This is a genomic window from Acidocella sp. (assembly GCF_036489515.1).
Taxonomy (GTDB): Bacteria; Pseudomonadota; Alphaproteobacteria; order Acetobacterales; family Acetobacteraceae; genus Acidocella.
On record NZ_DASXFO010000015.1, the window covers coordinates 1 to 13565 of the forward strand.

The window sequence follows — 13565 nt, forward strand, 5'->3', positions numbered from 1 at the left end:
GGGCCGCCACCGCAACCGAGCATGCCGGCAATTAGGCAAGCGATCCTCAACCTCTTCGCACGGCCCCCGCCTCTACGATGCCCTCACTGTGACATGCTCTTTACAAAATACGCCAAACAAAAAGTGCCAAAGTAGTGCTAGGGGGGCAGGCCAAATTAATAAGGCATTACTCCTATCTGAAAAGTAGATAGAATTATTTTTACCGCTTCTAGCTATCGGAAGGCACGAATATCGAGCTGATCCTACGAGAAAAAATGAACGCCGCCCAATAACTGGGCGGGTTTTTCTAGGGCCCTTCGGAAGAGAGCGGCTCTCTGGCGGATGGGCGTGCTGTTAGGAATTGGTGCGCCGGCCAGTTGGGAAACTGGGGGGCAACTTCATTTTTTAATATTCGCGAACGAATGGAATGGGCCGGGCGTAGCAATGGCACGCCAATGGTATCGAGTAGGTCGCGGCGCTCGTCACTTGAAAAGCGAACGGACATAAAAAAGTTAAAGTTCGAGTTCTCGCATGGCGGGAAAATGTTCTTTGCTCGATGTGATCTGCTTTCTTGATAACATCGCATGTCACCGAAAACGCGAAAAAATGTTAGTTATCGAAATATTTTATAGATGCCGTCTGGATAGACATCACACACTTATGGTTGGCGTAAATAACAAGAGATTGACAACGCGTGGTTGAAATTTAACACAGCATTAAATTAACGTCGCTCATGGATTGTTAGGAGAATAGGGAGGGTCTAATTTTTGAAACATGTGGCTGGTATTTTTGCGATGTTTTTTTTGGCGCTGACGGCCGTTTCTCCGGCCTTGGCGGCGCCTGCTTATCATGGTGCTCCCGCCCGTGCGGCCGCAGTACGGGCCGGGGCCATGAACCGTCCGGGCGGTTTCAACGCACGTGGCGGGCTTGATAACAGAGGGTTTGCGCAAAATCGCGGTTTCGTCGGAAATCGTGGTTTTGGATACCGTGGTGGCGTCGTCGGCCACGGCTTCGGTGCCGGTCCGCATAGCTATGCATTTCGCGGCCATGATGTGCGTCACTTCGACCACGCCGATCTGGCGCGCTGGCGCGGCGGACACTGGCGGCATACATCCTGGGGCGGCCGCTACGGATGGTGGTGGTACGCGGGCGGAGCTTGGTATTTTTATGACCAGCCGGCCTATCCTTATCCGCAGGCCGTGGGCACCGTCACTTATGAAGAGCCTATGGCCGCGGGCCAGCCGGCTCCTGTGGTTGTCCAGCCGCCGCCGACATTTAGATATTATTGCGCCAATCCTGCTGGTTACTATCCGCAGGTACCGACTTGCAATGGTCCCTTCCAGCGCGTCTCCGGTGGCTGATATTCCCCGTTTTGATCTCAATTAGGAATTGATACGATGTATAAAAAACTTCCTGTCTGTTTAGGGGGTTTTGCGTTGCTGTTGCTCGAAGGTTGCGCAACGACCCCGATGGGGCCGACAGTGCAGGTTTTGCCGGCTGCGAACGAGCCGTTCTCGGTGTTCCAACAGGATCAAGCCGGTTGCGAGCAGTATGCCAAGTCCCAGGTTGCGGGGCAGGCGGACGCCGCCAATCGGCAAGCGATCGGATCGACCCTGATCGGCGCCGCACTGGGAGGCGGGCTGGGCGGTGCGACCGACGGAGGAAGCGGTGCCGGGGTCGGCGCTGCGGCAGGCGGTACCGTGGGGGCCGTCGTCGGGGCGGACGGAACGGCGAACGCGCAACAGTCGATCCAGCAACAATACGACCAGGCTTATGGGACGTGCATGTATTCCAAGGGTGATCAGGTCGTCGGAATACAGTATTCCAATCAGTCTGGCGCGCAGCAGTAACGCAGTTCTGTTAGAGAAACTTAATCTCCAGATCGACAGCGATGTCGGTCTGGAGCGCGAGCGATTTTACGCCTCGACCCGGGCGTTCAAACTAGATAGAGGTCTTTATGCATTCAACCATGTCACGAGGTCGTCGCAAGTTGCTGCAGCGCAGTGCCACAATGGCGGCGACCCTTGGCGCGATCGTCGCCGTTCCGGTCTCCTCTGATGCAGCGGCGTTAACTTCACCAGCGGCCGCCAATCAGCGCCCGTCGGTTGCCGGCATCACGATCGGGATGTCCGTGAATAACGTGCTTTCCGTCATCCATTCCGATGCCGCCGATTTCCCCGGCGCGCAGATTCGCACGGGGCAGTTTCTGAGCGCCGGCGGCAAGGTCTACGTGGGCTACCTGAACGTGAACACGCAACCGGTCGAGGGGCCTGCCGGCGGCAGACGTCACAGAGCTACTTTATGCAGTTCACATCTGACCTCTCGGGAAACACGGTAGTCGGCCTGAATCGGCAAGTCAGCTACCCGGCCTCCTTGGCGCAAATCACCGACGCTCCGACGTTTCGTGACACGCTCGCGGCCCTGATCCAACATTTCGGCTATCCTCAAGGCTTCACGATCAATGAGCCGACCTGGGTGGACCAAAACCCCGATCACACGCCGCTGGACACCGTGCTCGGCGTCACGTCTGGGTGCATCTTGCCCACCGCTGTGCTCGGACTTCCAAGCCAGCTATACAGTGGTGTCAGAGGCTGTCCGGGCACCCTGGCGGTCAATCAATGCGTCCTACCCAAGCCACCCGCAGGGGCTCTCGGAACTGCTCATTGATACCGGTACCATCTACAACGATATCGCGGCGCGGAATTCTCTTGCCGCGGCGAACACCTCGCATCAGGAAACGCTGTCGCAACACACGCAGGCGGCGGCCCCGACACTCTGATTTGGTGGGCCGGAGCAGTTTCACCCCGGACCGTCCCGGTCGACGATCTCGGACAGAGGAAAGTGGCCGCTTTTTAAAAAAAACGCCGCAAAAACTTATTCTCCGCTAAGAAGGTCGACAGACGCGCCGACAAAATCGCCGACGCAATGCGCCGTAAGCCGTAAGGAAAATTTGGAGATTGCCGTTATGCCCGAAAATGGCCTCATCACGCTGCGCAGCGCCCATGATTTTTCGACCACGCTTGAGCGGTTATCGGCAAGTGTGCAAGCGAAAGCGATCACCGTCTTTGCGCGCGTCGATCATGCGGCCGGTGCGGCAAGCATCGGGCTGTCTCTGCGGCCCACGACGCTTCTCATGTTTGGTAACCCCGCTGCGGGGACGCCGTTGATGCAGGACGTGCAGACCGCGGGTATCGATCTCCCGCTCAAGATGCTGGTGTGGCAGGATGCTGATGACGCGGTCATGCTCAGCTACAATGATCCAACTTGGATCGCGGCTCGGCATGAAGCTGGCAATGACGGCCATCGCGCGGCTGCCGCCATGGCTGCAAACCTCGCGGCGCTCGCAATGCATGCGACAGGTGCCTGACACAGGAAGGTTCTCGCTCAGACCCGGCGTGAGTTCAGCCGGTCCAGGCGCAGCCGGTCGCGGTGATCGGTCAATTTGAAAATCACCAGGTAAACAGCGGTGAAAGCGCCCAGGCAGTTGCCGCCGACGATGAGGAACATGAGCAGGATCTGATATTTCGCGGCACTCACCGGGTCCATGCCGGCGAGCAGCTGGCCGGTCATGATGCCGGGCATGGTGATCAGCCCGGCGGCGGTCATGGTGTTGATCGTCGGGATCAGCGCGGTGCGGATCGCCTGCGCGGCGAGGCCGTGCAGCGCGAGGTAGCGGGGCTCGCCCAGGGCCAGGCGCGCCTCGATGGCATTGCGCTCGCGCTTCACGCTGTTGAAGAAGGAATTCAGCGACAGGCTGACGGCGTTCATCACATTGCCGAGGATGATGCCGGTGAGCGGCAATGCCTCGCGCGGATTGTACCAGGGCTCGGGCCGCAAGGTGGTGATCAGCGCGAGAATGGTGATGACCAGTGTGGCGAGCACGGTGGCGCCGCCGCCGGTGGCGTAATGGCTGATCGGCGCCAGGCGTTGCTGTTGGCGCGCGCCGACCTCGTAGGTCGCGGCACCGGCCATCACCGCGGCCACCAGCACCGTCGCCCAAGGATTCATGGTGACGAAGACGAGGCGCAGCACGTAGCCGACCAGCATCAGCTGGACCACCATGCGGACCGCCGACCAGAGCAGCGAGCGGTGCACGCGCAAGGACAGAAACAGCGACAAAGCGGCGCTGAGCAGCACCAGGCCCGAGGCGATCGCGAGATCGAAAACGGTGAGATCGATCGGTTTCACAGGCACGTCTCCAGTTCGGTCAGCGCGCCGAGGGTCATATGCGCGCGCCGCGTGGCGATGCGCTCGGCCTGCTGCTCGTTATGCGAGACCACCACCAGTGCGGTTCCGGCGGCGGCGAGTTCGCTCAGCAGGGTTTCCACGGCCAGCGTGGAGGTCAGGTCGAGGGCCGAGGTCGGCTCGTCGAGCAGCAGCACCGCGGGCTTGCGGATGATGGCGCGAAGCAGCGCCATGCGCTGCCGCTCGCCGGTGGACAGTTGGGCGACCGGAGCATCGAGCAGCTCCGCGCGCAGGCCGAGGCGCGGCGCCAGGGCGGCGGCTTCCGCGGCCGGCTGCATATGCTCGCGCACCGTCTCCGCCCACCAGCCGGATTCCGCGGCGACATACATCACCTGCCGCCGCCAGTTCGGCGCCGGCATGGAGTCCCGCGCCACGCCGTTGAGGCGGATCGTGCCGGTGTTCTCATCGAGATCGGCGATCATGCGCAGCAGCAGGCTTTTGCCGATCCCGGACGGGCCGGAAATGACCAGGCGGTCGCCGGCCTCGAGCGTCAGATTGAACGGCCCGCCGGGAGCCCCGGTCAAGTCACGGATTTCAAGCAACATGATGGTCCTATTCTTTGTCGCGCGGATAGAGGAAGATTTTGTCTCCCGATATAGTCAGTCGGGCTTCAGCGCCGGGTTTTTGCGTCTCACGGCTGCAAATGAGGGAAAGGAGGCCGGCGACGCGCCAATAAGCGAGCCAGGCGCCGGCCTCGAACACACAATGATCCAGAATGGCCGGTAGGCCCGGGCCGGTCGAGCACGCCGGCTGGGAGAGGACATCTTGCGGGCGGAAATAGGCGATACATTCCGGTGCGCAAGCATGGTCCAGGGGGGCGGGAAGAAAAACGTCGCCGAGCCGGACGCCGGTTGTGCTGCCCACCTGGGCCGGGACCGCAGGAAACCCGCCTTGGGCGCCGCTGAAGCGTGCCACATGTGGTGTGGCGGGGCGGGTGAAGAGCGTTTCGGGCGTGGCGAGTTGGATGATGCGTCCGGCCTCCAGCACGGCGACGCGGTCGGCCAGGCGCCAGACATCGGCGGGGTCGTGGCTGACCAGCAGGGAAGCCGTGCCGGTTTCGCGCGCCAGGGCGCGGATGTCGTTGCGCAGCTGGTCGCGGATATGCGGGTCGAGGCTGGAGAATGGCTCGTCGAGCAGCAGCAGATCCGGCCGTGCGACCAAGGCGCGGGCGATGCCGACCCGCTGCTGCTGGCCGCCGGAGAGGCGCGCGGGGCGGCGCTGCGCGAGGGCGCCGATCTGCATCCGCTCCAGCATTTTTTGCGCGCGGTTCAGCCGGTTCGGGGTGCGTGCGGGCAAAGCGGTGGCGACATTGTCCAGGCAGGAGAGATGCGGCCAGAGTGCGTAGTCCTGGAACACCATGCCGAGGCGGCGCTGCGCGGGCGGCACGAACAATGTGGCTTGCGGGTCGTCGACAATGTCCTGGCGGAGGGTGATCCGGCCGGCGGTGACGCGCTCCAGCCCCGCCGCGGCGCGCAGGAGGGTCGTTTTGCCGGAGCCGGAGCCGCCGATCAGGACCAGGAATTCGCCGGCCTCAAGGTGCAGCCCGATATCGTGCAGGGCCGGGGTCTGGTCGTAGCGCTTGCGCACATTTTCGAGGCGGAGAAGGGTCATGAACGCTCCTGCGAGGCCAGGGCCGGGGAGGGATGATCGGCGGCGAGCAGTGCGGCCACGCCGATGGCGGTGAGACAGACGAGAATGCCGCACAAGGCCAGCCGCGCCTCGGTGACGTAATTGAGGCTCTGGTCGAGTTGTAGCAGCTGCACGCCGAGCGGGGTGCGGCCGGCGGGATAGAGCAATTCCGAGACCGGCAGCTCGAACAAGATCTGGCTGAAGGCCAGGCACCAGCCCCACAGCAAAGGTTTGCTCAGCAACGGGACACAAATGCGTTGCAGGCGGCGGGGGAGGCCGAGCCCGTGCACCCTTCCGGCATCGGCGAGGTTGATGTGCAGCTGGCCGAAAGCGGGCTGCAGGAAGCGCACCAGCATCGGCGCATGGGTGGCGACATAGCCGACCACCAGCAGCAGCGGCGTGCCGTAGAGCGGCGCCCAGGCATTGTTGAAGGCGATCACATAGGCGGCGCCGAGCACCAGGCCGGGCACGGCCATGTTGCCGAGGGTGATGACGTCGAGCGCGTGGCGCAGGCGGCCGGAGCGCCCGGCCCGGGCCGCGAGCCCGGTTGCCAGCAGGATGGCGAGCGAGGCGGCGACGCTGGCATAGGCGGCGGAGTTGCCCAGGCTGGTGAGCGTCCCCAGCGGCAGAAAGGCGCCATGAGTGGGCTGCAAGGCCTCGGCCAGCAGGGCGCCGAGGGGCACGGCGAGGCCCAGCGTAATCAGGGCGGCAAGGCCGATGGTCGCGGCCACGGCCTCGGCCCCATGGCAGGAAGGTCGCAGAACTTCGCGCTGCCGGCCATGCACAAGGGCGCTGGTGTAGCGCAGCGAAATCCCCAGGTGCAGCGCCACGGCGAGCCCGGCGAGCAGCACCAGCCACCAGCTGAGCCGCGCCGCGGCGGCGAAATCGATTGGCATGGTCGTGAGCTGCTCATATATAGCGTAGATGATCAGCGGCAGATGGATCTGCGCGCCGAGCGTCGCGGCGATGCCGAAATCCTGCAGCACTTCGACAAAGACGATGACAAAACCGGCGCCGGCGGTGGGGAGCAGCAGGCGCAGCAGCACCCGGCGGTGCCAGGAATCGTTGATGTGGATGCGCGCGGCGTCGCCGATTTCGCCGCCGATCGCGCGCCAGCCAGTGCGCGCCGCCAGCACGCAGAAGGGCAGGCCCTTGAGGGCGAGCAGCAGCACGATGCCAGGCGCGCTGAAGAACAAATGCTGGACCAGGCTGCCGCGCAGGACAGCCCAGCCGAGCAGAATCTGAAAGCCGGTGGCGATGAGATAGCTCGGCAGCACGAAGACCAGCCACAGCGTCATGGCGAGCACGCGGTTGCCGGGCCAGGCGCGGCATTCCAGCAGGAAGGCGAAGAGAATGCCGGCCGGGACGGTGACCGCGGCCGTGACCAGGGCGAGCTGCAGCGTGTCGAGGATGGCGTGCGCCGACAGGAAATTCTCCGGCGCCGCGATGCCGACAGAGCCGAGAGGCCCCAGCGCCGGGACCAGCGGCAGGAGCAGAAAACGCAGCAGCGGATAGACGAACAGCACGCCGAAGACGAGCAGGATCGGCACGCCGGACAGGTTGCGCAGGTGCGCGGCGGGGGCAGAAAAAGTCACTGCAGCGCGGTCAGTCGGTCGAACCAGGCGCCGATTGCCGCCTCCTTGGCGCCCCATGTCGCAGGGGTGAGGATCGTCACGGGCAAGTGGTCGAGCGGGGGCAGGCCAGGCGGGCTGGGGGTGTCGGTGGTGACGGGCCAGTACAATGCGTCCGAGGAGGGGCTGGCCTGGCGCAGTGCCTGGATTTTCGGGGTTATCGCGAAGCGGATGAAGGCCTCGGCCGCTGCGTGCCGGCGGGGCGGCAGGTTGGCGGCGATGGCGATCACGCTGGGCAGGATCGCCGGGCACGGCGGCAGGACCACCGCGAACGCAGGGTCGCGTTTCGCTAACGCGTAGGCAGCGGAGCTTTGTGCCACCGCGAGGTCGATCTGGCGGGTCTGCAAGGCGAGTTCCGTGCTCGGATTGGTGGGGTAGAGCCGCATTCCGTTCCGCTGCAAGGCACGCAGGAAGCCTTGGCCCTGCGGCCAGCCGCCGTGCAGTTCCAGAAGGTTGGCGAGGAGCAGAAAAGCGGGCCCGGAAAGCTGCGGGTTGGACAGGCCGAATTTGCCGGCCTCCGCTTGTGTGAGCAGCGTGTTCCAGTCGAGCCTTTCCGCAGCACGGCTCTTAGGCACCGAGAATACGCCGGCCAGGGTGACGCCGGTCGGGGTATAGGCGCCGTCGGCGGGCAGCAGCGTCTGGCCGAGCCTGGTCCAGGGCAGAGTGGGTGTGGTGTGGTGCGCCAGTAGGCCGCTCTGGTCGAGTGCGGCGGCGGCGGCGGCGCCGTCGAACCAGACCAGCGACCAGTCGGCGCGACTTCCCTCGGCCGAGACGCGGGCCAGCAGCGGGCCGGTCGACATGTTAATAATAGTGACGCGGATTCCGGTCTGCTTCATAAAAGCCCTGACCACTTGGGGCGCGTAGCCGACCGCGGTGTAGAGCACCAGCGTGGAACCGGCAGAGACCGGGCGGAAGGTCCAGACCGTGCCGAAGCCGAGCAGCGCCACGCACAAGGCGAGCACCGCGCGGCGGTAAATCTGCATGAGGCGGAGGGCCGACGGCGCGCCGCGATATTGACATGAGGAATTGAGCATCGTCTATGTAGCGTCTATTACGAATACTTCCGGACCATCCGCAACGCTACGAGGTTGACAGTTTCATGACGCGTTCGCGACTTGCCCCGAAGCCGAAGCTGTCAGGGGGCGCGCAAGAGGTGCCGGCCTCGGCGGCCGATGCCGAGCCTGACGATCGCTTGTCGGCGCAGGTGCACGCGCTGAAGGCGGAGCTGTCGCCGACCGTGTTGCGCGTGGCGCGTTATCTCGACCGCAACCGCGTCGTGGTGCTGACGAACTCGGCGGCGGAGCTGGCCGCGAGCATCGGGACCTCCGATGCGACCGTGGTGCGCACGGTGCAGATGCTGGGGTTCCAGGGACTGGGCGAGCTGCGTCAGGCGATCGCCGCCTCGATCAGCGGCTCGACCACGCCTTTGGACAATATGCGCCGGACTTTGCAGGATTTGAGCGGACCGGCGGAAACGGAGGCGATGAAGGCCGCCGATCTGGTGCTCGACACGCACCGCGAATCGCTGCGCCAGACGCAGACAGCGGGTGGCCGTGCGCCGATCCATCAGGCGATCGCAGCACTGCATCCGGTCGAACGCATCGTTATTTATGCGGCCGGTCCTTCAACCGCGATCGCCGCGTATCTCGAGGTGATGCTGAACCGTCACGGGCGGCGGGCCAAGGTGATCGGGCATGGCGGGCTGGGCCTAGCCGACCAGCTGCTCGATCTGTCGGCGCAAGACGGGCTTCTGATGCTCTCTTATGGCGAGTCCTATCGCGAGGTGCTGCTGACGGCATCGGAAGCGGCGGCGCGGCAGATCCCGATCGTGCTGGTCACCGACAAGCCGGAGACCAAGCTCGCCAAGACGGCCGCCGTGGTGCTGCCGGCGCGGCGTGGCCGGGCGGAGCAGGTGGCGCTGCATGGCGCCACGCTGATCACCTTGGAGGCTCTGCTGATGGGGTTGGCGGTGGCCAACCGCGCGCACACGATCGAAACGCTGGAGCGGCTGGCGGGGCTTCGCGCGGCGCTGGCCAAGCCGAAATAAGATTGTGCGGTTGAAACCTGCTTAAGGAGTGAAGAGGAAGACTTCTTTTTGTGAACAAAAAGAAGCAAAAAACTTTATTAATTCTGGGTCATGGGCGTTGTCGCTGACAATGCCTATGACCCAACGTGGCCAAAAGTTTTTGCGCCGCTTTTTTCAAAAAGCGGCTGCTTTCTTCTGCATAAAACGCAAGACGACTTTCTGCCATAAATCTATCACACCGCGCATCGTGGACTTGCTGTATCGGCCACTCGTAAAGACGGAGGGATACATTTGTCGTACGCTTATATCATTCACCTCGCCGATTATTCGGATGGTGTTCTCTACATCCTTGCGGCGCTGCTGCTGATCGCGCTTGCTGTGATCATTGACCGTTCCTGGTCGTTGCGCAGCACGATCGTGCGCGGCAAGTCTATCATCCATGCGACCGCCGCTCGCGAAACGCTGACGCAGCAGGATCTTGCCGATCTGCTCTCGCACGCCCGCAATCTGCCGGAAGCCGCCCTGCTGGCGATCGCGCAGCGTCATCTGCACGCGGTTTCCGCCGAGGCGATGGCCAACCGCCTGGACGAATCGATCATGCTGATCGCCCCCTCGGTCGATCGTCGCCTGTGGGTCCTCGACACGGTGGTGACCCTGGCGCCGCTGCTCGGCCTGTTCGGCACGATCATCGGCATGTTCCATGCTTTTTCCGTGCTGGCGCAGCCGGGCCATACCCCGGCTGATATCACCGCCGGCGTCGCCGACGCGCTGGTTGCCACGGCGTTCGGCATTTTCATCGCCATGCTTGGCCTGACCGGCTACAACGCGCTGACCAATCAGGTACGGCTGATCATGCACCAGCTGGAGTCCATGAAAACATTGATCATCAACCGCACCGACGCGCCGGCAGCATCCGGGGCGGCGCTGCGCAACCCGGCCATGGCGCGCGTTTGAGACGATGAAAATGCGCTATTTCGAGCATAGGAAGGCACGCATCGAGATCATTCCGATGATCGACGTGATGCTGTTTCTGCTGGTGTTCTTCATCATCATCACGCTGCAGATGATCCCCGACAAGGGCGTGAACTTGCAGCTGCCGGTCTCCAGCCAGACCGATGTGCTGCCGCATCCGAAATTCACCGTGAACGTGCTGGCGGACGGCACGATCAAGGTGAAGGACGACGTGATGACGCCGGATCAGCTGACCGCGATGTTCGCTGCCGATGGCGCGCCGGACAAGACCGAGCTGACCATCGCCACCGACAAGGCGACGGCGTTCCAGCACTTCATCACCGTGATCGATGCGGCGCGGAAGGCGGGGGTGACCGATATCGGCATCGCCGCGCAGCCGGGAACGCCGGCCGACTGACCCGCGCCGGGCGGCCCGCCCGCAGTACCTGACGCCAAGTGAACACGCGGAGAGCGATCTCCGCGTGTTTTTTTGTGCGCTGACGCAAAAAAAGTAGTCATTACTACAAGATTGAATTCAAATGAAAATTCGTAAAAGTCGTTATTTTATGACTTTCGGTTAATATATATTACGAAGTGTGTCATCAAACTTTCTTCGAAATGAAAGAGAATATTTACATGAGTTCAGCTACTTACCTAGAAGTACGCTGAAAAAGTTGTCCTGGCGTCAGGTGAGAACTTCAATCTGGGAGCTTAAATTTCGATGGTCCATCATTTCACGCTGCGCCGCGTTCTTGGGCGTGCGTCGTCGTACCGGGCGCTCGGCCTGGCGATGTCGGGGTTTGGTGTAATGCTTGCTACTACGCCGCTGGCCGTACCGGCGCAGGCGCAGAGCGTCACGCCGCAGAGCGCGCCGACGGTCGGCGCCACCGGCACGACCGTTTCCACGGGCTCGACCAATCTCGATCTCGGCGCTGTGCTCTCGACCGGCTCCGGCAGTGCCGCCGATCTCGCCACCACGCCCGGCACCGCGCCGTATGAAGCGCCGTCGCTGACGCCACTCAACTCGATCCAGCCGACCTCGGTGATCAACCAGAGGACGATCCAGAAGCAGCTGATCGGCTCGGAAAGCTACGCCGATGCCGCCGCTCTTTCGCCCTCGGTCTCGACGATTTCGCCCAACGGTCCGGGCCTGATGGAGAATCAGGGTCTCACGATCCGCGGCTTTCAGGACGGCCAGTTCAACGTCACGTTCGATGGCATTCCCATCGGCGATTCTAACGACTTCACGCATCATACCACCTCGTTCTTTATGAATAACGATATCGGTCAGGTGATCGTCGATCGTGGCCCCGGCACGGCGGAGACGGTCGGTGACGCCACCTTCGGCGGCACGATCTCCGTCCGCACCAAGGATCCGCTCGCAACGCCGACGGTCACCCCCTATGGCGAGTACGGCAGCTACCATACCAATCTCGGCGGTATCGAGCTCGATACGGGCGCGATTCAGTCGGCCAATGGCACTTCCGCGATTATCGATGTTGAACATTTGGGCACCAGCGGTGCGCTTCAGGGCGCATCTCAGGAGCGGAAGAACTTTTTCGGCAAGGTGGTCGTCCCGGTCAACGCCAATACGACCGTGACCGCGCTGGCGATGTACAATGACACTTACCAGAACCCCTCCATCGGCGCGACGCTCGACCAGATGGCGGCCTTTGGTCACAATTTCGCGTATAGTGGCGACCCAAATTCGCAGGCCTTTAACCGCTTCAATAACGACCATATCACCACCGATATGGAATATCTCGATGTGACCTCCAATCTCGGTGACGGTTGGCAGTTCGACGGCAAGCTCTACACTTATGGTTATTACCATCACGACCTGAACGGCATTGATCCCGGCGACCAGCTTCCCGGTGGCGTCACCGCACCCGGCGGTGTACCCAATGAGGTCGTGCTCACGCCGGGCGGCGTGCCGCAGCCTGGCGTACCCGGCAACAATTTCACCAACTCCTATCGCTCGGTCGGTACGATCGACCGGTGGCAGAAGAATTTCTCGGTCGCGAACATGCCGAGCGATTTCAAGTTCGGTGTCTGGTTCGATCATCAAGTAAACACCCGCGCCGTTACCAACGTCGACCTCACCGATGGCAACGTCGTTGACTTTTCGCAGGGAAGTCCGCCCGTCGTCCGTGCGCAGGAGAACCAGCTCTATACGTTTCAGCCTTACGCCCAGCTCGACGTCACGCCGATCCAGAACCTCACGCTTACGGCGGGCGTGAAATACGCGTTCTTCCGGCGTCAGATCAAAGACGCTTTTGCCACCACGTCGCTGCCGAATATCGGCTTTCAGCATAATTGGGATAAGCTGCTGCCCAGCGCCGAAGCCCGCTACAGCTTCTCGCCCAATCTGTCGGCCTATGTGCAGGCGGCAGAAGGCTTTCTGGCGCCGAACGTCAACTTCCTGAACACCGCGAACGACGCCGGCAATTCATTCAACCCGGAGACGACCTGGAATTACCAGACCGGCTTCGCCTATCAGAGCCAGCATCTCGCGCTCGGCGGCGACATCTACCTGATCCACTTCACCAATCTCGTCGCAACCGGACCGACCGTCGACGGTATAACGAATTTCTTCAACGCCGGCGGTGCGATCTATAAGGGCGTCGAGGGCGAGGGCACCTATACATTCGACAACGGCATCAGCGTGTTCGCCAATGGCGCCCTGAACAAGGCGGGTCTCACCGCCAGCAACGATTACATCGCCGAGGTACCGCAGTTCACCTCGAATTTCGGGGTCATCTACAACAAGAACAATATCTACGCCTCAGTCGTCGATCAACTGGTCGGTGGCGAGTATGACGGCAACGGCTCTGGAAACGGCGGCACGCCGCTGAGCAACCCGCGGGCGCCGGGCGCGTGGTACGATCCGTACAACATCGTCAACCTCGTCGGCGGCTACACCTTTGTCCATCCGTTGCCGCATGTGCAAGCTTTGGACGTGAAGCTCAACCTCGACAACATCACCAACCAGCAGCAGATCATCTGGAGCCCCGGTGCGGCCTCGAGCGGGCAGGACCTGTATTACGTCCTACCCGGTATTTCGGCCTTCGTGTCGGTGTCGGTGCCCATCGGCTTCTGATGTT

14 protein-coding genes are annotated in these 13565 nt (G+C 62.5%); 9 read left to right on the forward strand and 5 right to left on the reverse strand.

The genetic code is table 11. The annotated features are described in order from the left end of the window. Positions 1-746 precede the first annotated feature (746 nt). The 5 genes from VGG47_RS01715 (at position 747) to VGG47_RS01735 (ending at position 3346) form a co-directional block, all read left to right on the forward strand. Positions 747-1340, forward strand: coding sequence for a hypothetical protein (locus VGG47_RS01715; protein WP_331535137.1), 594 nt, complete (start codon positions 747-749; stop codon positions 1338-1340). Between the two features lie 36 nt (positions 1341-1376). Continuing rightward, a complete protein-coding gene (locus tag VGG47_RS01720; RefSeq protein WP_331535138.1) occupies positions 1377-1829 on the forward strand; it encodes a glycine zipper family protein in 453 nt (150 codons plus the stop codon). A gap of 119 nt (positions 1830-1948) precedes the next feature. Beyond that, positions 1949-2317 carry a hypothetical protein gene (locus VGG47_RS01725; RefSeq protein ID WP_331535139.1) on the forward strand — a complete coding sequence of 123 codons (369 nt, stop codon included), beginning with the start codon at positions 1949-1951 and terminating at the stop codon, positions 2315-2317. Between the two features lie 243 nt (positions 2318-2560). Further along, positions 2561-2758: a hypothetical protein gene (locus VGG47_RS01730; RefSeq protein WP_331535140.1), complete on the forward strand. Its 198-nt coding sequence runs from the start codon at positions 2561-2563 to the stop codon at positions 2756-2758. Positions 2759-2929: 171 nt separating this feature from the next. Next, positions 2930-3346, forward strand: coding sequence for a DUF302 domain-containing protein (locus VGG47_RS01735; protein WP_331535141.1), 417 nt, complete (start codon positions 2930-2932; stop codon positions 3344-3346). A gap of 17 nt (positions 3347-3363) precedes the next feature. Here VGG47_RS01735 and VGG47_RS01740 read toward each other — a convergent pair whose 3' ends face one another. Genes VGG47_RS01740 through VGG47_RS01760 form a run of 5 tightly spaced genes read right to left on the reverse strand, consistent with a single transcriptional unit; the run spans position 3364 to position 8518 of the window. Further along, positions 3364-4167, reverse strand: coding sequence for an ABC transporter permease (locus VGG47_RS01740; protein WP_331535142.1), 804 nt, complete (start codon positions 4165-4167; stop codon positions 3364-3366). Then, positions 4164-4769 (reverse strand): ABC transporter ATP-binding protein, encoded by a 606-nt coding sequence (locus VGG47_RS01745; RefSeq protein ID WP_331535143.1) that lies wholly within the window; start codon positions 4767-4769, stop codon positions 4164-4166. Before VGG47_RS01745 ends, VGG47_RS01740 begins: the two co-directional genes overlap by 4 nt. 7 nt (positions 4770-4776) lie before the next feature. Next, a complete protein-coding gene (locus VGG47_RS01750; protein ID WP_331535144.1) occupies positions 4777-5835 on the reverse strand; it encodes an ABC transporter ATP-binding protein in 1059 nt (352 codons plus the stop codon). Beyond that, positions 5832-7448, reverse strand: coding sequence for an ABC transporter permease (locus VGG47_RS01755; RefSeq protein ID WP_331535145.1), 1617 nt, complete (start codon positions 7446-7448; stop codon positions 5832-5834). The genes VGG47_RS01750 and VGG47_RS01755 overlap by 4 nt, the downstream gene beginning before the upstream one ends. Further along, on the reverse strand, positions 7445-8518 hold the full coding sequence (locus VGG47_RS01760; RefSeq protein WP_331535146.1) for an ABC transporter substrate-binding protein: 1074 nt from the start codon (positions 8516-8518) through the stop codon (positions 7445-7447). The genes VGG47_RS01755 and VGG47_RS01760 overlap by 4 nt, the downstream gene beginning before the upstream one ends. Before the next feature lie 65 nt (positions 8519-8583). On the opposite strand from VGG47_RS01760, the gene VGG47_RS01765 reads away from it, so the two are divergent. The 4 genes from VGG47_RS01765 (at position 8584) to VGG47_RS01780 (ending at position 13561) form a co-directional block, all read left to right on the forward strand. Continuing rightward, positions 8584-9531 (forward strand): MurR/RpiR family transcriptional regulator, encoded by a 948-nt coding sequence (locus tag VGG47_RS01765; RefSeq protein WP_331535147.1) that lies wholly within the window; start codon positions 8584-8586, stop codon positions 9529-9531. A gap of 270 nt (positions 9532-9801) precedes the next feature. After that, a complete protein-coding gene (locus tag VGG47_RS01770; protein WP_331535148.1) occupies positions 9802-10464 on the forward strand; it encodes a MotA/TolQ/ExbB proton channel family protein in 663 nt (220 codons plus the stop codon). Positions 10465-10468: 4 nt separating this feature from the next. Then, a complete protein-coding gene (locus tag VGG47_RS01775; RefSeq protein WP_331535149.1) occupies positions 10469-10879 on the forward strand; it encodes an ExbD/TolR family protein in 411 nt (136 codons plus the stop codon). A 303-nt stretch (positions 10880-11182) separates the two neighbouring features. After that, positions 11183-13561, forward strand: a complete 2379-nt coding sequence (locus VGG47_RS01780) for a TonB-dependent receptor (RefSeq protein WP_331535150.1) — start codon at positions 11183-11185, stop codon at positions 13559-13561. Positions 13562-13565: the final 4 nt, after the last annotated feature.

Bases quoted from the DNA above. Each gene is read 5' to 3' on its own strand.
- VGG47_RS01760 (WP_331535146.1), bottom strand. From the start codon at position 8,518: ATGCTCAATTCCTCATGTCAATATCGCGGCGCGCCGTCGGCCCTCCGC.
- VGG47_RS01775 (WP_331535149.1), top strand. From the start codon at position 10,469: ATGAAAATGCGCTATTTCGAGCATAGGAAGGCACGCATCGAGATCATT.
- VGG47_RS01780 (WP_331535150.1), top strand. From the start codon at position 11,183: ATGGTCCATCATTTCACGCTGCGCCGCGTTCTTGGGCGTGCGTCGTCG.
- VGG47_RS01750 (WP_331535144.1), bottom strand. From the start codon at position 5,835: ATGACCCTTCTCCGCCTCGAAAATGTGCGCAAGCGCTACGACCAGACC.
- VGG47_RS01745 (WP_331535143.1), bottom strand. From the start codon at position 4,769: ATGTTGCTTGAAATCCGTGACTTGACCGGGGCTCCCGGCGGGCCGTTC.
- VGG47_RS01725 (WP_331535139.1), top strand. From the start codon at position 1,949: ATGTCACGAGGTCGTCGCAAGTTGCTGCAGCGCAGTGCCACAATGGCG.
- VGG47_RS01765 (WP_331535147.1), top strand. From the start codon at position 8,584: ATGACGCGTTCGCGACTTGCCCCGAAGCCGAAGCTGTCAGGGGGCGCG.
- VGG47_RS01720 (WP_331535138.1), top strand. From the start codon at position 1,377: ATGTATAAAAAACTTCCTGTCTGTTTAGGGGGTTTTGCGTTGCTGTTG.